Origin of the sequence: Pseudomonas sp. NY5710 (genome assembly GCF_013305665.1) — a bacterium.
Taxonomy (GTDB): Bacteria; Pseudomonadota; Gammaproteobacteria; order Pseudomonadales; family Pseudomonadaceae; genus Aquipseudomonas; species Aquipseudomonas juntendi.
This window is the reverse complement of sequence record NZ_CP045554.1, coordinates 863,697-884,102: the sequence shown is the minus strand read 5'-3', so window position 1 is coordinate 884,102 and position 20,406 is coordinate 863,697. Positions and strand designations below refer to the sequence as shown.

Below are 20,406 nucleotides of genomic sequence, written 5' to 3'. Positions count from 1 at the left end.
TTGGGGCTGCCTTTGCGGCCCCGGCTGTCAGTCAGGCCCGCACATAACGCTGGCGCAACACATCACTGAGCAGGTCCACCAGCAACACCAGCACCAGCATGCCAAGGATCACCGTGCTGGCCTGGGCTTCCTGGAACAGGCTCAAGGTGGTGTACAGCATCTGCCCCAGCCCTCCCGCCCCGACAAACCCCAGCACGCTGGCCATGCGAATGTTGTTCTCCCAGCGGTACAAGCTGTATGCCAGCAACTGCGGCCACATATTGGGCAAAGTGCCAAAGCAGAAGGCCACCACCTGGCTACCCCCCTGCAAACGGATCGCCGCCGCAGGCTCTGGCGGCGCATTCTCCAGCGCCTCGGCAAACAACCGCCCCAGTACCCCGGCAGTGTGCAGCGCCAGGGCCAGGGTGCCGGCATTGGGTCCAAGCCCGGCAGCCAGTACGGTCAGCGCCGCCCACACCAGCTCCGGAATGGCGCGCAGGGCATTGAGCAGCAACCGCGCGGCGCCCTGCAATGGCCACCCGAAGCGGCCCGCCGCCGGCAGCGCCAGCAGCAGCCCAAACACCATCGCCAACAGGGTGCCCAGCCCGGACATGGCCAGGGTCTCCAGCGCGCCGCGCCATACCGCCTTCAGGTGCCCGGCAGACCAGTCAGGGTGCAGGAAGCGCCCGGCGTATTCGCCCATCTGCCCCAGGCCGCCATTGCCGACCAGCGCGTGCAAGTCCAGCTGCAGGTAGGCAAACGAGGCCGCTACCGCCGCCACGATGCCCCCCAGCAGTAGCAGGTTGATCACCCGGTTCACGCCAACCTCCAACGCAGCAAGCGGCTGAGCAGGTCGGCCAGGATCACCAGCAACAGGAAGGTCAGCAGCATGCTGGCGACCTCGGCACCTGCAAACATGCGCATCGACAGGTCGATTTGCTGCCCCAGCCCCCCGGCGCCAACAAAGCCCATCACCACCGACGCCCGTACCGCGCATTCCCAGCGGTACACGGTGTACGACACCACCTCGGCGGCGGCATTGGGCAGGATGCCGTAGAGGAACGCAGCCAAGCGCCCGCTGCCCGCCTGCAACAAGGCATGTGCCGGGCGCTGGTCGACCGATTCGAAAATCTCGGCATAGACCTTGCCGAGCATGCCGCTGTAGGTGATGGCAATGGCCAGTACCCCTGCCGTCGGCCCCAACCCCACCGCACGCACGAACAGCAACGCCCAGACAATCTCGGGCACGCTGCGCAGGAAAATCAGCACCCCGCGCACAGGCAGGCGTACCACCCGTGACCCTAACCCGGCCCGTCCGCCCCTGGATGCAGCGCGCAACGACAACGCCCGGCTGGCCAGCAAGCCAGCCGGGATTGCCAGCAGCAATGCCAGCGCCATGCCGGCAGTCGCCACGGCCAAGGTCTGCAACGTGGCGTCGTACAGCAATGCAAGAAAATCGGCGTCGTGGGCCGGTGGCCAGAACGCGCGGGTGAACTGGGCGATCTGCTGCCGGTTCTCTGCCTGCAGCAGCACACCGGGGTTCAGCTCGCTCAACCGTATACCCGGCCACAGGACTGCCACAGCCAGCACGGCCAGCAGCAACCGCGGCAATAAGGCCGGGTCGCGGGTGCTGGCTTTCAGCATCGCGGAATCTGCACGGTCAGGGGTGCCCCAGGGGCTGGCGGCGAAGCCAGGTGTTCGTTGGCGTACAGTGCATCCAGCATCTGCCTGGTAACCGCAGTGGCCGGGCAGTCGAACGCCACCTGCCCCTCGCGAATACCGACCACCCGAGGGAAATGCGCCAGCGCCAGCTCCACCGCATGCAGGCTGGCCACCAGGGTCACGCCATGGCGCTGGGCGTGGCGGTTGAGCAAGGCCAGGCTGTGGTCGGCCAGCACCGGGTCCATGGCCGACACGGGTTCGTCGGTGAGCAGCACCTGCGGCCGTTGATACAACGCGCGCGCGATACCGACCCGTTGCAACTGCCCGCCGGACAGTTGCCCACATTGCACGAACAGCTTGTCGGCCAGGCCCAGCTCAGCCAGAACCTGCCGAGCGCCCGCAACATCGCTGGGGTACAGCAGGTTGAACAAGCCGCGTGACAGCCCCCACTGCCCCAGGCGCCCTGCCAGCACTGCCGTGACCACGCGCTGGCGCGGCGGCAAGGGTGGCGCCTGGTGTACCAGGCCGACCCGCGCACGCAAGCGTTGACGCGCCCGTACCGACAACGCCCAGGGCTGCTCGCCGAGCAGTTCTAGGCGCCCGCTGTCAGGCCGCACGGCTGTGGCCATCAGGTGCAGCAAGCTGGACTTGCCCGCGCCCGAAGGCCCGATGATGGCCACGCGCTCGCCGTGGTCGATCTGCAGGTTGACCGCATCGAGTGCGCGCACCTGGCCGTGGCGCAGGCCGGCGCCATGCAGGTGGATGGCTGCGTTCGAGGCTGTCACTTGAGCAGGCCGGCCTCACGCGCCGCTTGCTCGGTGCCCACGTAGTTCTCGGCCTTGGTCTCGATGAAGCGGCTGGCGGCCTGCAGGTCGAGAATCGCCTTGTGCGCCGGGTTGGCCGGGTCGAGGGCGAGGAAGGCCTGTTTGATCTTCTCTTTCAGCGCCGGGTCCATGTTGCCGCGCACGGTCCAGTTGTAGTCGAAATAGGTCGGGGTGGTGGCAAATACCTTCACCTTGCTGGTATCGACCTTGCCGGCGTCCACCAGCTTCTGCCAGACGCTGGCATTGAGCACACCTGCGTCGACCTTGCCCGCCTGCACCCACGCCACGGTGGCGTCATGGGCACCGGAATAGGCCACACGACTGAAGTAGTCCTCAGGCTTGATGTTGTCTTGCTTAAGCATGAAGTAGCGCGGCATCAGGCTCCCCGACGTGGACGAGATGGAGCCGAAGGCAAACGACTTGCCCTTCAGGTCGGCCAGGCTTTTCACGTTGGGGTCGGCGGTGATGAACTTGGAGGTGAACTGCGCATCCTGCTCACGCTGCACCAACGGCGTGACGGTCGGGTCCTTCAGGTGTACCTGGACGAAGGTGAACCCACCCAGCCAGGCCAGGTCGAGGCGGTCGGAAGCCAGCGACTCGACCACAGCCGGGTAATCGGCCACCGGCACGAATTTCACTTCCATGCCCAACTGCTTGGCCAGGTACTCGCCCAACGGCTTGAACTTGCGCTGCAGTTCGGTGGGTGCTTCGTCGGGGATGGCGCTGACCCGCAGGGTCTCAGCGGCCTGCACGACAACGGCACAGCAGGACAGCACAAGGCCGGCGGCGAGCGCCAGGGGGCGTTTGAGCATGGGGTGTTCTCCGGTTCAATGGCGGGGAAAAGAGGCTGCAAGTCGCAAGTCGCAAGCTGCAAGCTGCAAGCTGCAAGCAAAAGCAGCCTGCATGTGGCTTTTGCTTTTGCTTTTGCTTGAAGCTTGAAGCTTGAAGCTTGAAGCTTGAAGCTTGAAGCTTGAAGCTTGAAGCTCGCAGCTGGCCCAAGGAATTATAAGAGGCACAGGCGCAAAGGCCAGCTTTGCTACAATCGCGCAACAAATTGACCTGCTGAGGTACGCATGAGCGAGCCGATTCGCCTGACCCAGTACAGCCACGGTGCCGGCTGTGGCTGCAAGATCTCCCCCAAGGTGCTGGACGTGATCCTCGCCGAAAGCGGCACCCAGGCCCTGGACCCGAAACTGTGGGTCGGCAATGCCTCGCGCGACGATGCAGCAGTGTACGCGCTGGACGACGAGCGCGGCGTGGTTTCGACCACCGACTTTTTCATGCCGATCGTCGATGACCCCTACGACTTCGGCCGCATTGCCGCCACCAACGCCATCAGCGACATATATGCCATGGGCGGCGACCCGCTGATGGCCATTGCCATCCTCGGCTGGCCGGTCAACGTGCTGCCGCCGGAAGTCGCCCGCGAAGTCATCCGCGGCGGCCGCGCAGTGTGTGCCGAAGCGGGTATCCCGCTGGCCGGCGGCCACTCGATCGACGCGCCTGAGCCGATCTTTGGCCTGGCCGTCACCGGCGTGGTCAATAAACGCCACCTCAAACGCAACGACACTGCCAGCGCCGGCTGCCAGCTGTACCTGACCAAGCCACTGGGCATCGGCATCCTCACCACCGCCGAAAAGAAGGCCAAGCTGCGCGTGCAAGACCAAGGCCTGGCCCGTGACTGGATGTGCACCCTCAACACGCCCGGCAGCCGCTTCGGCAGGCTGGACGGGGTCAAGGCCATGACCGACGTCACCGGCTTCGGCCTGCTCGGCCACCTGGTCGAGCTGGCCGAAGGCAGCGGCCTCACCGCGCACCTGAACTACGCCGCCGTGCCACGCCTGCCCAGCGTCGACCACTACCTGGCCGAAGGCTGCATCCCCGGTGGAACCCTGCGTAACTACGACAGCTACGGGCACAAGATCGGCGCCCTCAGCGACGACCAGAAGCACCTGCTGTGCGATCCGCAGACCAGCGGTGGCTTGCTGGTTGCTGTTGCCCCGGAGGGTGAAACCGAGTTCCTCGCCGTGGCTGCCGAACTGGGCCTGAAACTGTCTCCGATCGGCAAGCTGGTCGAGCGACAGAGCCATGCGGTCGAGGTGATCTGATGCGCCCCGACTGCACCGATTTTCGCCAGCTGTTCCTCGACGACGTGCCGATGATGGACATGCGCGCGCCGGTCGAATTCGCCAAGGGCGCCTTCCCTGGCGCGCTCAACCTGCCGCTGATGAACGACCAGGAACGGCAGAAGGTCGGCACCTGCTTCAAGCAACAGGGCCAGGCCGCCGCCATCGCGCTGGGCCACCAGTTGGTCAGCGGTGCTACCAAGCAGGCCCGCCTGCAAGCCTGGGTAGCCTTTACCCAGGCGCATCCCGAGGGCTACCTGTACTGCTTCCGGGGCGGCCTGCGCTCGCAGATCGTGCAGGGCTGGCTGCGCGATGAAGCGGGCATCCAGTACCCACGCGTCAAAGGTGGCTACAAGGCCATGCGTAACTATCTGCTGGGGACGACCCAACAGGCGGTGGCCCAATGCGATTTCGTGCTGGTCGGCGGCCTGACCGGCACCGGCAAGACCGATGTGCTGCAGCAACTGGACAACGTGCTCGACCTGGAAGGCCACGCCAATCACCGCGGCTCCAGCTTCGGCAAGCGCGCCACAGCGCAGCCGGCGCAGATCGATTTCGAGAACCAGTTGGCCATCGATGTGCTGAAGAAGCGTGCCCGAGGGGTCGAGCAGTTCGTGCTGGAAGATGAAGGCCGCATTGTCGGCAGTTGCACGTTGCCGCTGGAGTTGTACCAAGGCATGCAGCGGTATCCGCTGGTGTGGCTGGAGGACAGCTTCGCTAACCGCGTGGCGCGCATTCTTCGCGACTATGTGATCAACCTGAGTGCCGAGTTTGTGGCCGTGCATGGCGAGGAAGACGGTCGCCGCTTGTTTGCCGAGCGCATGCTGCAGAGCATGGCCAACATCCACAAGCGCCTGGGTGGCGAACGCTACCAACGGCTATCGGAAATTCTGCGCCTGGCCCTGGCAGAACAGCAGCGCAGCGGCGCGGTGGACCTGCACCGGGGCTGGATCGAGGGTTTGCTGAACGAGTACTACGACCCGATGTATGCCTACCAGCGGGCCGCCAAGGCCGAGCGCATCGAGTTTGCCGGGGATGCTGTGGAAGTGCGCGAGTACCTCAAGGCCCGGGCACTGCGCCAGCCACACTTGTAAAACCAGGGTCGCTTCGCGCCCCATCGCAGGCAAGCCAGCTCCCACCTCGATCGCATCGACTTCACATCCTGTGCAATCCCTGTGGGGGGCAACTGTCGTGCTCAAAAGCCATAAGCTGGCGCAATCCCTGTGGGAGCTGGCTTGCCGGCGATGAGGCCAGTCCAGGCAATACAAGACAGTTGCTCCCAACACTACACCTGTGGGAGCGGGCATGCCCGCGAAGAGGCCCGTACAGACAATTCACTGCCCCGGGCTAAGCACCCGCTCCAGCTCCGCCGCGCGGTCGCGGGTCATGCTCATCATGCAGGTACCACCCTCCAGCTGCGCCATGGTCCCGCCACTGGCCTGTACATGGAACTGGCAATTGCCATCGCGGTACGCCAGCCACTTGCGCTGCACATCGAGCAAAATTTTCTGCTGCCCGGCATCCAGCTTGCCCATCAGTTGCTTGTACACCCGGTTCAACCGCTGGTCCTGCACCTGCGTCTCGGCCCCGATGCACTCACTCATGGCCACCGTACTGGAGGCCTTGTCCATGCACTGCACGTACGTCGCCGTGTAGTCATCGGCCACCGCCAATGGCAGCACGCAGGTCAGTGCCAGCCCTGCCAGGTATTGCTTGTACATGCCAACTCTCCTTGTGGGTATCAAAGCGTCTGGGGTTGCACCGGCGGCATCAGCGCCTTGCCCGGCTCGAACTGCAGCGCTGGCATCTGTGTGGCGGCATAAACCGCCACACCCAACGCCGCGATCAAGGCCACATTGAGCCAGTTCCAACCGGGCATGTCCTCAGCGCTGCGGGCCTTCCAGCAATGCCTGGCCTGACCCAGGCAAAACACGCCCATCGCCGCCAGCCACAGGTAGAAGCCGGCACCAAACCCGCTCAGGTCATGGAATTCATAAGTCTGGTTATCCGGCAGACGGGTGATGCCGAAGCTGCTGCCCGCCAGGTAAGCCGCCGCCAACCCGGCCAGCAATGCCAGCCGGCGAAAGCGCCGGTGGGCAAGGATGGCCAACGCCAGCAGCGGGTTGGCAAACCATTGGTGCAAGCCGAAGGGCAAGCCCCATGGCCCGTACAGCAGCATCTGCAGCGCCGGCATGTGATGCCCGCCATTCATGTGCGCGCCGTTGAAGAACAGGGCGAGCAAGTACAGCAGCAGGCTGATGCTCAGGTAGAAAACGGGCAAAGGGCAAATTCCTAGGCGACCGGAGGCTCAAGCAGAAGACCATAGATGCCGGAGTCGGACAACTCACCGGCCACGCACCAGCGCGCCCGCAGGGTGCCTTCCAACACAAAGCCCTGACGTTCGAGGGTGCGCGCCGAGCCTTGGTTACGCGGGTCGATCTCGCCTTCCAGGCGGCGCATGTGCAGGGTGTTCGCCAGGTAATCGATGAAGCAGGTGAGCGCTTCGTCCATGTAGCCCCTACCCTGTACGGCGCTGGCCAGGCAGTAGCCGATCTCGCCGCGGCGGGAAACATCGTCGATGTTGAACAGCTGGACCATGCCGATCAGCTCGCCATTGTCACGGCGGTACATACCCAGCTTGAGCTGGTCGCCATTGGCATAGGCTTCGCGGTCGGCGGCCAGGGCGCTTTCGGCCTCGGCCAGGTTTTGCCAAGGGGCATGGTGCCAATAACGCATGACCTCGGGGTCGGCCATGATCGCCAGCCACTGCGCGGCATCGGCATGGCGCATGGGGCGCAGTTGCAGGCGCGGGCTGTCGAGGCAGAGGTCACTGGGGAAACTGCGGGGTGGGGTCACGCCGGATCTCCTGTCCATTGCTGGGGAGATGACAGTTTAACGTCAAGCGCGAGGTTACGGCATCCCGGGGCTGCTGCGCAGCCCTTCGCGACACAAGGCCGCTCCCACAGAAATCGCATCAGGACTGACAGGTGTTTGCCACGGGATATGCAACGCCTGTGGGAGCTGGCTTGCCGGCGATGGGGCCAGTACAGACCAGCGAGAAAGCGTCAGGCCACCTCGGCCCCATCATCCGGCCAATGCGGCTCATTGGCCCCAGGCGGTGTCAGCGGTGGCAGCCCATATGCTGCCCGGGCGGCGTCACAGCTGGGGTTATGCACCCCACCCTCCCACGACGCCTCGAACTCACGGCAGGGGCTTGAGCGGTTGGCATAAATGGTACAACCCACCTCTTTACCGATCTCGCCATCAAGGGCGACGCAACGGCAAGGCTTGGCATCGGTGCCGATCATGGCCACACGGGTAGGGTTGACCTGCACCACCAGGTCATCCGGGACAACGCCCCCGGCAGACTGGCATTCGCCCCAGAAGAAAGACACACGGAAGTACCCGCAGCAGGCGCCGCAGTCAAGGCAAGGGTTGTATTCGGACATGATGGCACGGAGGGAAGGTTGTTGTTATCGGGTCTGGCCCGCGGCGCCATTCTCAGTCCAAGCAGGGGCGGCTGGATAGGGGGGCAATGCAAAAAAATTGCCGCTGATCCGGCCGCCTGGCACCGCTAGCAGATGGCTTTGTAAGTGTCGGCGTCCCAGCGCTGCAAGGCCAGGCCCGTGCTGGGTTCGTAGGCTGCGCCCTGCACCTCGCTGAAGCGCATGGGCGCTTGACCACAGTGCACCAGGCGGTCGTCCTTCTCACCCTCGGTGAGCACGGTATAGGACGCATTTCGCATGGCCTGGTACTGGTCATCCGCCGCTGCCATTTGCTGGTGATATTGCATCAACTGGCTGTCGGTCAACGCCAGGCGCTTGCCCAACTGCACACCCCAGCGGGCCAGGCAGACTTCGGCGAAGTGGCGAACGATCAACCCCGGTTCAGCCAACGCCTTGCCCGCGCCCGCGCCGTCAACCGAGGCGTTGCCTACCAGCGTGGCATGCCGGCCAGGCATTGGATAAATGCAGATGCGTGTGGTGCTCGCCACGGCAGGAACCACGCAGGCAAACCCTTTGGAACGCTCATCCCGCGAATAGAACCCCACGTACTCCTTCACGTTGCCGGCCAGGCTGACCCGCTGCTGCTGCACATTGCCAACCCCCGGTACCGGGTCGATGGCAAAGATGTTCACCGGTATGTCGCGCAGTACAGGGTCTTGTGCCATGGCATTGGCCAGCATGTGGCAACTGATCCCTCCCCTGCTCCAGCCCACCAGGTTGACCTGGGTCGGCAGGCGCGGCTTGCGGAACATGCTGATGATGCCCTCCTGCAATTGCTGCGGTGTTGGGTGGCGGGCGCCGTAGCTGTAGTTGCGCCAGAACCATGAGGCCGCAGACCCGGCATCCGGTATCGGCACCCCAGCTTGCTTCAGCCGCTCGTATTCTTCCTTGCTCAGTTCGTTGCGCTGCCAGTTGCTTTCGCCTTTGATCACCTGCAGCACGTGGTTGACGTTTTCTTCCCAGCCGCGGCCAAACAGCTGCCCGGTCCAGTTGTAATAGCCACCAGGTTCCACGAACAGGTTGTCATCCTGAAGGTTGCCGCTGCCTGGACCATCGACAGCAATCCAATGGGCGAACTCGTGGCCCTGCTCGTTGCTGGCCAGGGTCGAAACCAGCTCGCCGTTCCAGAAGTTGGGGTTGGCGTGGTCGAAGCGGTGCGAGCCGGTGCCGCAGAAATAGGCGGTGAAGACACTCATGGGGGCGATCTCTTTGGTGAGAAATGAGTGCCGAAGGTAGGTTGGCTGAGGTTTGGAATGCAGGCGGAAAGCTCGCCCGGCTGAAGACCCTGGGGCTGCTTTGCAGCCCTTTCGCGACACAAGGCCGCTCCCACAGGTACAGCGCAGCTTCCGGATGCTGCGTGGTCCCTGTGGGAGCGGCCTTGTGTCGCGAAAGGGCCGCAAAGCAGCCCCTAAAGCTTACTTGCGAGCCAGCCCGTCGGCCCGGAACATCTGCCGAATGCCGCGAATGGCCTGGCGAATGCGGTCCTGGTTCTCGATCAGGGCAAAGCGCACATGATCATCGCCGTAATCACCGAAACCGATGCCCGGCGACACGCATACCTTGGCCTCGGCCAGCAGCTTCTTGGAAAACTCCAGCGACCCCAAGTGCGCATACGCCGGCGGGATCTTCGCCCATACGTACATCGACGCCTTGGGGTTCTCGACCATCCAGCCCAGCTCGTGCAGGCCTTTGACCAGCAGGTTGCGGCGCTGGCGGTACTGCTCGGCAATGTCGCGCACGCACTGCTGGTCGCCTTCCAGGGCAGCGATGGCCGCCACCTGCAGCGGGGTGAAGGTGCCGTAGTCGTGGTAGCTCTTGATCCGCGCCAGTGCATTGACCAGCTCGGGGTTGCCGACCATGAAGCCAATGCGCCAACCCGCCATGTTGTAGCTTTTGGACAGGGTGAAGAACTCCACCGCAATGTCCTTGGCGCCCGGCACCTGCATGATCGACGGGGCTTTCCAGCCGTCATAGACGATGTCGGCATAGGCCAGGTCATGCACCACCAGCACACCATACTGCTTGGCCAGTGCCACCACACGCTCGAAGAAGTCCAGCTCCACGCACTGCGCGGTGGGGTTGGACGGGAAGCCAAGGATCATCATCTTCGGCTTGGGTATCGACTCGCGAATGGCGCGCTCAAGCTCGTTGAAGAAGTCCACCCCCGGCACCAGCGGCACAGAGCGCACCTGGGCGCCGGCGATCACCGCGCCGTAGATGTGGATCGGGTAGCTGGGGTTGGGCACCAGCACGGTGTCGCCCTGGTCGAGGGTGGCCAGCATCAGGTGCGCCAGGCCTTCCTTCGAGCCGATGGTGACAATGGCTTCGTGCTCCGGGTCGATGTCGACGTCGTAGCGTTCTTTGTACCAGTTGGAGATGGCCCGGCGCAGGCGCGGAATTCCGCGCGAGGTGGAATAGCCGTGGGTGTCTTCACGCTGGGCAACCTGCACCAGCTTCTCGACGATGTGCGGCGGCGTGGCGCCATCGGGGTTACCCATGCTCAGGTCGATGATGTCCTCGCCACGGCGGCGGGCAGCCATCTTGAGCTCGGCAGTGATGTTGAAGACGTAAGGGGGGAGACGATCGATGCGCGCAAAGCGGCGCGGCGAACCTGGGTTGGCCATGGTTTCCTCTGAGAACGTAAGCGCCCGGAACCGTCCGAGCGACGCTGGCCGATGTGGCGGCCTGGATCAGAAGATAGTGCCGAGACAGGATACCTGTAAAGGACAAATTCCTGTTTTTTTGGATCTTTTCAGAAGTATTTTTTGAAAATACAGGATTTATGTTTTCCTGCGCTGGCCTCTTCGCGGGCTCGCCCGCTCCCACAGGGTTACCCGCAGCCCCTGGGACCTGCGCCGTACCTGTGGGAGCGGGCAAGCCCGCGAAAAGGCCGGCACAGGAAAAACACCCATAAAAAAACCCCAGCACATGGCCGGGGTTTTCGTGAAACAGGCAGCTATTTCAGCGTGCGTATGTCATCAGCACGTCCGCAGCGGTTTGGCTGTCCACACCCATCATCACGCTCAGGGCAGTGACGGTGAGGATGGAGAAGCCGAACACCTTACGCGCCCACTTGCTGTCGTCCTCGGCCTTGTAGCCACCCCAGGCCATGTACAGCCAGTACAGGCCCATGGCGGCTGCCACGACCAGGTAGCCGAGGCCGGCGTAACCGCCGAGGGTGAGCATCAAGGTAGCAAGCACGAAAGCCAGTACGTACAGCACGATCTGCTTCTTCGCCGCGAGAATGCCGCGTGCCACCGGCAGCACCGGAATGTTGGCAGCGCTGTAATCCTTGAAGCGGAAGATGGCAATGGCAAAGCTGTGCGGCATTTGCCACAGGCTGAACATCACCAGCAAGGTTACCGCAGCCAGGTCGAAGCTGTTGCTCACGGCACAGTAGCCGATCACCGGAGGCATGGCACCTGACAGGCTGCCGACCAAGGTGCCGTGCACCGACTTGCGCTTCAGCCACAGGCTGTAGAAGCCGACGTAGACGACGAACCCTACTGCTGCGCAGAACGCCGACAGCGGGTTGGCCTGAACATACAGCAGGCTGAAACCCGCCACCCCAAGCAGGGTGGCGTAGATCAGCGCGAGGGGCAGCGACATGCCGCCCTGAACCATCACGCGGTTCTTGGTGCGCTCCATCTTGTGGTCGATGTCACGGTCGATGCAGTTGTTGAACACGCACCCGGACGCCACCACCAGCGAAGTACCGATCACCGCCGCCAGGAACAGGGCGAAATCCACATGGCCCTTCGAGGCAAGGAAGAAACCGCCTGCCACGGAAAGCACGTTACCGAAAATGATCCCCGGTTTGGTGATTTGGATAAAGTGCTTAACGGACATGCAGTCTTACCTCACTTGGCCAGCATTTCGAAGTGGATGCTGAACATGATCCACAGCGACAGGCCGACCAGCAGTGCGATCACCAGCGTGGTGAACAGGAACGTCGATACGTTGTTGCGTTGCTCTTTCGAGCGGTCCATGTGCAGGAAGTACACCAGGTGCACAACTACCTGGATCACGGCCATGGCAACGATGATCAGAACGGTCAGGTTCTTCGGCAGGCTGGCGGTCATGGCCAGGCCGAACGGGATCGCGGTCAGGATGATCGACAGTACGAAACCGATCATGTACGACTTGACGCTGCCGTGATTACCTTCGTGATGAGTGTCGTGTGCGTTAGCCATTACAGAACCCCCAGCAGGTAAACGACGGTGAATACGCAGATCCAGACCACGTCCAGGAAGTGCCAGAACAGGCTCAGGCAGCTCATGCGGGTCTTGGCGGTCGGCGTGATGCCGTGCTTGTTGATCTGGTACATCATGATTGCCATCCAGATCAGACCAGCAGTCACGTGCAGGCCGTGGGTACCTACCAGGGCAAAGAAGCCCGACAGGAAGCCACTGCGCTGCGGGCCGAAGCCCTCGCCGATCAGGTGATGGAATTCATAGATTTCCATCGCGATGAAGCCTGCACCGAACAGGAAGGTCACAGCCAACCAGCCCAGCACACCTGCTTTCTTGCCATCGAACATCTTCAGCATGGCGAAGCCGAAGGTGATCGAGGACAGCAGCAGGAACAGCGTTTCAACAGCTACGAAATCGAGCTGGAAGATGTCGTGACCGGACGGGCCGCCGGCAAAACTGCCGGACAGCACCGCGTAGGTGGCGAAGAGCGACGCAAACAGGATGCAGTCGGTCATCAGGTACAGCCAGAAACCCAGTACGGTCATCTGGCCCGAGTCGTGGTGGTGGTCGTCATGCCCATGGTCGTGACCATGAGCTGCGCCGCCGTGCATTACTTGACTGGACATTGATTACACCCGCTCAAACGATTCGACACGTGCGCCGGCAGGCAGAGCACCTGCTTTGGCCAGCGCTTTCATACGCTCGCCTTCGATGCGCGCCACTTCTTCGGCCGGAACCATGTAGCCCTGGTCGTCACGTGCAGCGTGGCGAACGAAGACAGCGATGGTTGCAACCAGGCTCGCGCCCACCAGCCACCAGATGTGCCAGATGAAAGCGAAGCCGAAGACGGTCAGGAACAGGCCCATGAACAGACCGGTAGCAGTGTTGCTCGGCATGTGGATGGCTTCGTACTTGGCCGGAACCTTGTACGCAACGCCTTCTTCCTTGGCTTCGTGCCAGCAGTCCAGGCCAACTTTCTCAGGCATGTGAGCGAAGTTGTAGAACGGAGGTGGCGAAGAGGTCGACCATTCCAGGGTACGGCCGCCCCATGGGTCGCCGGTCACGTCCAGGTTCTGGTTGCGGTCGCGGACCGAAACGTACAGCTGGATCAGCTGGCAAGCGATACCGAACAGGATCAGCACGGCGCCGACAACGGCTACGTACAGGTAGGGTTCCCACAGTGGGTTGTCGGAGTGGTTCAGACGACGAGTCATGCCCATGAAGCCCAGGGCGTACAGCGGCATGAACGCAACGTAGAAGCCCGAAAGCCAGAACCAGAAGGCAGCTTTGCCCCACTTCTCGTTCAGGGTGAAGCCGAAGGCTTTCGGGAACCAGAAGGCGAAACCGGCGATGTAGCCGAATACCGCGCCACCGATGATCACGTTGTGGAAGTGCGCAATAACAAACAGGCTGTTGTGCAGAACGAAGTCAGCACCCGGAACGGCCAGCAGTACGCCGGTCATGCCACCGATGGAGAAGGTGACCATGAAGCCCAGGGTCCAGAGCATTGGCGGGGTGAAGCGCACACGGCCCTGGTACATGGTGAACAGCCAGTTGAACAGCTTCACACCGGTCGGGATGGAGATCAGCATCGTCGCCAGGCCGAAGAAGGTGTTGACGCTGGCACCGGCACCCATGGTGAAGAAGTGGTGCAGCCATACCGCAAAGCCAAGGATGGCGATCGCGCCCGATGCGTAGATCATCGAGTGGTGGCCGAACAGGCGTTTGCCAGAGAACGTCGAAGTCACTTCCGAGAACACGCCGAAGGCCGGCAGGATCAGGATGTAAACCTCAGGGTGACCCCACGCCCAGAACAGGTTGACGTACATCATCGGGTTCCCACCAAGCTCGTTGGTGAAAATGTGGAAGTCCAGATAACGGTCAACAGTCAGCAGCGCAAGTGCAGCAGTCAGGATCGGGAACGATGCAACGATCAGGACGTTGGCCCAGGTGCAGGTCCAGGTGAAGATCGGCATGTCCATCAGCTTCATGCCAGGTGCGCGCATCTTCATCACGGTGACGAGGAAGTTCACGCCGGTAAGCGTCGTACCCAATCCGGATAGCTGTAGCGCCCAGATATAGTAATCGACACCTACCCCAGGGCTGTACTGGATGCCTGCGAGCGGCGGATAGGCAACCCAGCCGGTCTTGGCGAATTCACCAACGCCCAGCGAGATGTTGACCAGCAGCACGCCTGCCAGCAGCAGGTAGAAGCTCAGGGAGTTCAGGAACGGGAAGGCAACGTCACGTGCACCGATCTGCAGAGGAACCGCCAGGTTCATCAGGCCGGTGAAGAACGGCATCGCCATGAAGATGATCATGATCACACCGTGGGCGGTGAAGATCTGGTCATAGTGTTCAGGCGGCAGGTAGCCTTCGGAGCCACCGGTTGCGGCAGCCAGCTGGGTACGCATCATGATGGCGTCGGCAAAGCCGCGCAGCAGCATGACCATCGCGACGATGATGTACATCACGCCGATCTTTTTGTGGTCGACAGTAGTCAACCACTCGCTCCACAAGTAGGTCCACTTGCGGAAATAGGTGATAAGACCGACGACAGCGATACCGCCGAGCGCGATCATGGCAAGCGTCACCATGACTATCGGCTCGTGATAGGGTATCGCCTCCAGGCTTAATTTACCGAACATCTCTTACTCCTCTGCACCGGCAGCTGGTTGCATACTCGATTCCACACCCTTGGTTGTGGCCAGATCTTTGCTGCCAGCTTCTTCGTGGCTACGGCCGCGGTTCATGCCTTCGTACTTGTCTACGATCAGCTGGAACTGCTCTGGCGAGGCCTCGCTATACAGCGCGACTGGGTTGTTTTCGCTTGGTTTGGCCAAGGCTTCATATTCGGCCTTGTCCAGCTTCTTCGGCGACTGCTTGACCTCGGCGACCCACTTGTCGAAGTCTTCCTGGGAAGTGGCAGTAGCCTTGAATTTCATGCCGGTGAAGCCAGCACCGCTGTAGTTGGCGCTGATACCGTCGAATTCGCCGTTTTCGTTGGCGATCAGGTGCAGCTTGGTGGTCATGCCGGCCATGGCGTAGATCTGGCCGCCCAGACCCGGGATGAAGAACGAGTTCATCACGGCGTCGGAGGTGACGCGGAAGTTGACCGGGGTGTTAGCCGGGAAGACGATCTTGTTGACCGTGGCAATGCCCTGCTCCGGGTAGATGAACAGCCACTTCCAGTCCAGCGCGACCACGTCGATCTGTACCGGCTTGACGTCAGAGTCCAGCGGACGGTACGGATCCAGCTTGTGGGTGGACTTGTAGGTGACGTAACCCAGGGCGATGATGATCAGGATCGGGATGATCCACACCGCGGCCTCGATCTTGGTCGAGTGCGACCAGTCAGGGGTGTAGGTGGCAGCCTTGTTGGAAGCACGGTACTTCCAGGCGAACGCCAGGGTCATGATGATCACGGGCACCACCACCAGCAGCATCAGCCCGGTAGCGATCAGGATCAGGTTCTTTTGCTCAATGCCGACCTGGCCCTTCGGGTCGAGCAGGGTCCAGTTGCACCCACTGAGTAAAAGCATGCCTAAAAAGGGCAATATGCCAAACAGTCTGGGGTAACGCTTTTTACTCATCTCACGACCTCTAGATCAGCTTGCTTCAATGCAATTTGTGTTTTGGTAGCCAACACTTCGTCCTGCCAAGTGAGGCATGTCGCGCCCGTACTCGCTCCTGCCTGGGTCTGACTGCAGGACCTTGGCTCAAGCGGGTTAGCGGTGCTTATGGTTTCGTAGGCAACAGGCCTGTACTTCAGACCAAGTCCATTTGGTGCGGGAAAACGCGGAGGGGGGTCCGCCCGGTATCGCCGTTGGGCGAAACTTGACGAAGTCAGCAAAAAGAAGCGCTGGGGCTTCCTTCAATCCTGCGACTCGCAAGCAGTGCCGAACGGGAATTGGGGGCGATTGTAGTTAGGTCGCCAACCCTTGACTATGACTTATTGAGCAACAGTCTTTTACAGAATCTGCAACAATGACGACTGATTATTCAACTTCGCGACAGTTTGTCGCACCCCGCTTGCCAGGCCTCAAAGCCGCATACTGCAAGGCTTTGAGATTGATCCAGATCAAGCGGTCGGCAACTTTTCCCTGTTCTCGCGGCCTGTAAAAGACCCCACCCAAATCGGGACTTTTGTCTAAGCCTGGCGGCGGTTTCGGTAGATGCCGAGCGGCACCAGCACAGCGGTCAGAACGAAGGCAACCAGCGCCCATTGCGCCAGCGACAAACCGAGGATCGGTGGGTATGGCGTGCTGCAGAAGCCATCGACCTGGAATGCCAATGGCCACAGCTTGGCCAGCGGCAGGTCATCGACGATCGGCTGGAGCGTATCGATACCACAACTGACCATCGGGTTGGCGAGTATATACACATGGTTGCCGGCCGCAATCATTCCGCCGATAGCACTGAGCACGACCAGGGCCTCGAAGAAGGTCAGGCTACTGCGCCCAGGCATGGCCGCCGCGATAAAAGCGAACACGGCAATGAACAGCAGTGCATAGCGCTGCAAGATGCACAATGGGCACGGCGCCTCACCCAGTACCACCTGCATGTAGAGCGCGCCGCCGATCAGCGAAATGCAGATCAGGCCCAGCAGCACCAGAAAGCGCCGTTCCCGATTCAGGCGCGATGTTTGTTCGTTCATTACCGGTTCCTTCGATGGAAAGTGGCAGCGTGGTCCGCCTGCCCTGGCGCAAGTCTACACGCTGGGCGGGGCCTGTGAGCGTGTCGAGGAAGCGGCGTGATAGCGCTGCGCAGGGCTATCCGGTGTGGCTGAGACCGGCCAGAACGAGGTCGGTTCAACGGCGGGCGGCAAAAAACCACTGCCCGAGCGCCGCGCAGGGGTTAGCCCCTCGACACCCGGGAGTGAAGGATACCGTGATTAAAGGATGATTAAGAATGAAAGCGGCGCTGGTGCTTTCATCTTTCCTTTATATATAGGCACAAAGGTGCGATGCGGGGCATGCCGCTGGAAATGCATAAGCCTGCACCGGCCCTATCGCCGGCAAGCCGGCTCCCACAGGGAACATTACAAGCCCCAAAAGCTGTTCAGTCCCTGTGGGAGCCGGCTTGCCGGCGATAGGCCCGTACAGCCGCTACATCACTCCAGCGCCGCCGCCGGCCCAAAGAACTCGTAGCGGCTCTGCTGTTCCGGCACGCCCAGGCCCCTGAGCTGGCGCTTGACCGCCGCCATGAAGCCCTTTGGCCCGAGGAAGTAAGCATCCACGTCCCGTTCACGCGGCAGCCACTCGGCCAGCAGGTCTTCGCTCAGCACACCGACGGCATCGGCCGCACTACCATCCGGCTCGGCATAGCAGTAGAAGCGCTTGAGCTGCGGGTGGCGCGCCGCCAGGCCATCGATCCAGTCGCGGAAGGCATGCACCGCACCATTGCGTGCGCAGTGAATGAAATGCACCCGACGGCCGGTTTGCAGGGCGGCCTGCAGCATCGCCAGGGTCGGGGTAATGCCCACACCGCCACTGATCAGTACCAGCGGCTTGGCACTGGCTGCCAGGGTGAAGTCACCTGCTGGCGGGAACAGTTGCAGGGTATCGCCAACCTGCAACTGGTCATGCAGGTAGTTGGACACCTTGCCGCCCGCCTCGCGCTTGACGCTGATGCGGTACTCCTTGCCGTCACACAACGCCGACAGCGAATAGTTGCGGCGCTGTTCGGCACCGTCGATGTTCAGTTTCAGGCCAATGTACTGCCCGGGCTCAGCCTTGAGCACCGGTTTGCCGTCCACAGGGGCGAAGTAGAACGAAACGATTTCGCTGCTTTCCTGTTCGCGGCGCACCAGGCGGAACTCGCGGGTCCCGCGCCAGCCACCCTCGGCCGCTTCCTTTTGCTGGTAAAGGTTTTCTTCGGCACCGATCAGGATGTCGGCCAACTGACCATAGGCAGCGCCCCAGGCCTCGATCACCGCCGGGGTGGCAATGTCCTTGCCCAGCACTTCCTCGATGGCCCGCAGCAGGCAACTGCCGACGATCGGGTAGTGCTCCGGCAGAATCTGCAGGGCGACGTGCTTGTTGATGATCTGCCCGACCAGGCCACCCAGTTGCTCCAGCTGGTCGATGTGACGGGCATACATCAGCACGCCGTTGGCCAGCGCGCGCGGCTGGTCGCCGCTGGCCTGGTGGGCCTGGTTGAACAGCGGACGCACCTCCGGGTACTCGCTGAGCATCATCTTGTAGAAGTGAGTGGTCAGCGCTTCCCCCCCGCTTTCCAGCAGGGGGACGGTGGCCTTGATGATCGCGCGTTGGTCGGCATTGAGCATTACGGTGACTCCTGGGCCTAGGGCTTAAAATGACTGCCTGGATCCTTACAGCAATCGTGCCAACCTTAATTTCCAATTAAATCAGTCACTTGCGTATTGCCATGTCAAAACGACTCACCACGACGTATAGTCATATCGACCTAATGGAGTCCATATGACCTCAAAGCCATTGCTCACCACGTTGCTGCCATTGGTCAGCGACCTGTCCCGCGAACTACCCGACCAGGAGCGCTACCGCCGCCTGTTGCAGGCCATGCGCAGCCTGTTGCCATGCGATGCCGCCGCGCTGCTGCGCCTGGACGGGGAATGGCTGGTGCCACTGGCCGTGGACGGGCTGAGCCCCGATACCCTCGGCCGGCGGTTCCGGGTGAGCGAACACCCGCGCTTCCAGGTCCTGCTCAGCCGCCCGGAGCCCACCCGCTTCGCCAGCGATTCCGAGCTGCCCGACCCCTACGATGGCCTGGTGACCGCGGTCGCGGCCTCGCTCGAAGTTCACGACTGCATGGGCTGCCCGCTGATGGTCGATGAGCGCCCATGGGGCCTGGTCACCCTCGATGCGCTGACGCCGGGGCAGTTCCAGAGCCTGGAGCTGGACGCCCTGCAAGCTTTCGCCAGCCTGGCCGCCGCGACCGTAACCGTGGCCGAGCGTATCCAACACCTGGCCCTGCGCGCCGAAGACGAACATCACCGCGCCGAAATCTACCGCCAGGCCAGTGGCCAGAACCAGGAGCTGATCGGCCAAAGCCCGGCCCACAAACGCCTGGTGGAAGAGATCCGCCTGGTCGGTGGCAGCGACCTGACCGTACTGATCACCGGCGAGACCGGTGTTGGCAAGGAGCTGGTGGCACAAGCCCTGCACCAGGCCAGTAGCCGCGCCAACCAGCCGCTGGTCAGCCTCAATTGCGCAGCCCTGCCGGACACACTGGTGGAAAGTGAGCTGTTCGGCCATGTGCGCGGGGCCTTCACCGGCGCGCACGGCGAGCGCCGCGGCAAGTTCGAACTGGCCAACGGCGGCACGCTGTTCCTCGACGAAGTCGGCGAACTGCCGCTGACCGTGCAGGCCAAGCTGCTGCGCGTTTTGCAAAGCGGTCAGTTGCAACGCCTGGGGTCGGACCGCGAGCACCGCGTGGACGTGCGCCTGATCGCCGCCACCAACCGTGACCTGGCGGCCGAGGTGCGCAACGGCAACTTCCGCGCCGACTTCTATCACCGCCTCAGCGTGTACCCGCTGCAGGTACCGCCACTGCGCGAACGTGGGCGTGATGTGCTGCTATTGGCCGGCTACTTCCTCGAACAGAACCGTTCGCGCCTGGGCCTGAACAGCCTGCGCCTGAGCAGTGAGGCCCAGGCCGCGCTGCTGGCGTATGCCTGGCCTGGCAACGTGCGCGAACTGGAACACCTGATCGGCCGTTCGGCGCTCAAGGCGCTGGGCCAACACCCCGACCGACCACGTATCCTGACCCTTGAGGCCAGCGACCTGGACGTGCGTACAACGGCACCGGCGGCCGCAGCCACGCCCCTCCCTGCCCCGCCGCTGTCGCTAGCCAACCTGCCCGAGGGTGGCCTGCGCGAGGCCGTCGACACCTACCAGCGCCAGGTGATCGAAGCGTGCCTGCAACGGCATCAGGACAACTGGGCAGCAGCGGCGCGCGAGCTGGGTCTGGACCGTGCCAACCTCAGCCGATTGGCCCGTCGGCTGGGGCTTCGCTGAGGTTTATCTACAAAAGGATTAACCCAGAAAGCCATCTGGTTGCTTCCCGCCTGGCTGCTATATCTCCCTAACCACCCCACTCTCGGCTGCCTGGTCGAGGCTGTGCGTAACACCCC

20 protein-coding genes are annotated in these 20,406 nt (G+C 62.4%); 3 read left to right on the top strand and 17 right to left on the bottom strand.

The window, feature by feature from the left end; translation table 11 throughout:
* Positions 1-31 precede the first annotated feature (31 nt).
* The 4 genes from phnE to GEV39_RS03965 are packed head-to-tail and all read right to left on the bottom strand — an operon-like array spanning position 32 to position 3,277.
* A complete protein-coding gene (gene phnE, locus GEV39_RS03980) occupies positions 32-799 on the bottom strand; it encodes a phosphonate ABC transporter, permease protein PhnE (protein WP_173887643.1) in 768 nt (255 codons plus the stop codon).
* Entirely contained in the window at positions 796-1,623 is an 828-nt protein-coding gene (locus GEV39_RS03975) for a PhnE/PtxC family ABC transporter permease (RefSeq protein ID WP_054890553.1), read from the bottom strand. Before GEV39_RS03975 ends, phnE begins: the two co-directional genes overlap by 4 nt.
* A complete protein-coding gene (locus GEV39_RS03970; protein WP_173887642.1) occupies positions 1,617-2,426 on the bottom strand; it encodes a phosphonate ABC transporter ATP-binding protein in 810 nt (269 codons plus the stop codon). Before GEV39_RS03970 ends, GEV39_RS03975 begins: the two co-directional genes overlap by 7 nt.
* Entirely contained in the window at positions 2,423-3,277 is an 855-nt protein-coding gene (locus GEV39_RS03965) for a putative selenate ABC transporter substrate-binding protein (RefSeq protein ID WP_054906265.1), read from the bottom strand. Before GEV39_RS03965 ends, GEV39_RS03970 begins: the two co-directional genes overlap by 4 nt.
* A 261-nt stretch (positions 3,278-3,538) precedes the next feature.
* Here GEV39_RS03965 and selD point away from each other — a divergent pair, with 261 nt between their 5' ends.
* Complete coding sequence (selD, locus tag GEV39_RS03960; protein WP_173887641.1) at positions 3,539-4,573, top strand: selenide, water dikinase SelD; 1,035 nt, start codon at positions 3,539-3,541, stop codon at positions 4,571-4,573.
* Complete coding sequence (gene mnmH, locus GEV39_RS03955; protein WP_173887640.1) at positions 4,573-5,685, top strand: tRNA 2-selenouridine(34) synthase MnmH; 1,113 nt, start codon at positions 4,573-4,575, stop codon at positions 5,683-5,685. The genes selD and mnmH overlap by 1 nt, the downstream gene beginning before the upstream one ends.
* Positions 5,686-5,925: 240 nt before the next feature.
* Here the strand turns inward: mnmH and GEV39_RS03950 are convergent, their stop codons facing one another.
* The 13 genes from GEV39_RS03950 to hmpA all read right to left on the bottom strand — a co-directional run bounded on the left by GEV39_RS03950 (position 5,926) and on the right by hmpA (position 18,579).
* Positions 5,926-6,312: a lysozyme inhibitor LprI family protein gene (locus GEV39_RS03950; RefSeq protein ID WP_173887639.1), complete on the bottom strand. Its 387-nt coding sequence runs from the start codon at positions 6,310-6,312 to the stop codon at positions 5,926-5,928.
* Between the two features lie 20 nt (positions 6,313-6,332).
* A complete protein-coding gene (locus tag GEV39_RS03945) occupies positions 6,333-6,872 on the bottom strand; it encodes a hypothetical protein (RefSeq protein WP_173887638.1) in 540 nt (179 codons plus the stop codon).
* A gap of 11 nt (positions 6,873-6,883) precedes the next feature.
* Positions 6,884-7,447 (bottom strand): GNAT family N-acetyltransferase, encoded by a 564-nt coding sequence (locus tag GEV39_RS03940; RefSeq protein ID WP_009681616.1) that lies wholly within the window; start codon positions 7,445-7,447, stop codon positions 6,884-6,886.
* A 209-nt stretch (positions 7,448-7,656) separates the two neighbouring features.
* A complete protein-coding gene (locus GEV39_RS03935; RefSeq protein WP_173887637.1) occupies positions 7,657-8,040 on the bottom strand; it encodes a YkgJ family cysteine cluster protein in 384 nt (127 codons plus the stop codon).
* Between the two features lie 125 nt (positions 8,041-8,165).
* A complete protein-coding gene (locus GEV39_RS03930; RefSeq protein ID WP_173887636.1) occupies positions 8,166-9,293 on the bottom strand; it encodes a hypothetical protein in 1,128 nt (375 codons plus the stop codon).
* A 219-nt stretch (positions 9,294-9,512) separates the two neighbouring features.
* Positions 9,513-10,721 (bottom strand): alanine transaminase, encoded by a 1,209-nt coding sequence (alaC, locus tag GEV39_RS03925; protein ID WP_173887635.1) that lies wholly within the window; start codon positions 10,719-10,721, stop codon positions 9,513-9,515.
* 337 nt (positions 10,722-11,058) lie between these two features.
* Entirely contained in the window at positions 11,059-11,946 is an 888-nt protein-coding gene (cyoE, locus tag GEV39_RS03920; RefSeq protein WP_173887634.1) for a heme o synthase, read from the bottom strand.
* An 11-nt stretch (positions 11,947-11,957) separates the two neighbouring features.
* Complete coding sequence (gene cyoD / locus GEV39_RS03915) at positions 11,958-12,290, bottom strand: cytochrome o ubiquinol oxidase subunit IV (RefSeq protein WP_003248599.1); 333 nt, start codon at positions 12,288-12,290, stop codon at positions 11,958-11,960.
* The gene (cyoC, locus tag GEV39_RS03910) at positions 12,290-12,916 is read right to left on the bottom strand and encodes a cytochrome o ubiquinol oxidase subunit III (RefSeq protein ID WP_029886722.1); all 627 of its coding nucleotides are present in this window, start codon (positions 12,914-12,916) and stop codon (positions 12,290-12,292) included. The genes cyoD and cyoC overlap by 1 nt, the downstream gene beginning before the upstream one ends.
* A gap of 3 nt (positions 12,917-12,919) precedes the next feature.
* Positions 12,920-14,938, bottom strand: a complete 2,019-nt coding sequence (gene cyoB, locus GEV39_RS03905; RefSeq protein ID WP_009685201.1) for a cytochrome o ubiquinol oxidase subunit I — start codon at positions 14,936-14,938, stop codon at positions 12,920-12,922.
* 3 nt (positions 14,939-14,941) lie between these two features.
* Complete coding sequence (gene cyoA / locus GEV39_RS03900; protein ID WP_054890292.1) at positions 14,942-15,883, bottom strand: ubiquinol oxidase subunit II; 942 nt, start codon at positions 15,881-15,883, stop codon at positions 14,942-14,944.
* 557 nt (positions 15,884-16,440) lie between these two features.
* The gene (locus GEV39_RS03895) at positions 16,441-16,947 is read right to left on the bottom strand and encodes a disulfide bond formation protein B (RefSeq protein ID WP_173887633.1); all 507 of its coding nucleotides are present in this window, start codon (positions 16,945-16,947) and stop codon (positions 16,441-16,443) included.
* A gap of 456 nt (positions 16,948-17,403) precedes the next feature.
* Positions 17,404-18,579, bottom strand: coding sequence for an NO-inducible flavohemoprotein (hmpA, locus tag GEV39_RS03890; RefSeq protein ID WP_173887632.1), 1,176 nt, complete (start codon positions 18,577-18,579; stop codon positions 17,404-17,406).
* Between the two features lie 154 nt (positions 18,580-18,733).
* On the opposite strand from hmpA, the gene norR reads away from it, so the two are divergent.
* Positions 18,734-20,290: a nitric oxide reductase transcriptional regulator NorR gene (gene norR / locus GEV39_RS03885; RefSeq protein WP_173887631.1), complete on the top strand. Its 1,557-nt coding sequence runs from the start codon at positions 18,734-18,736 to the stop codon at positions 20,288-20,290.
* Positions 20,291-20,406: the final 116 nt, after the last annotated feature.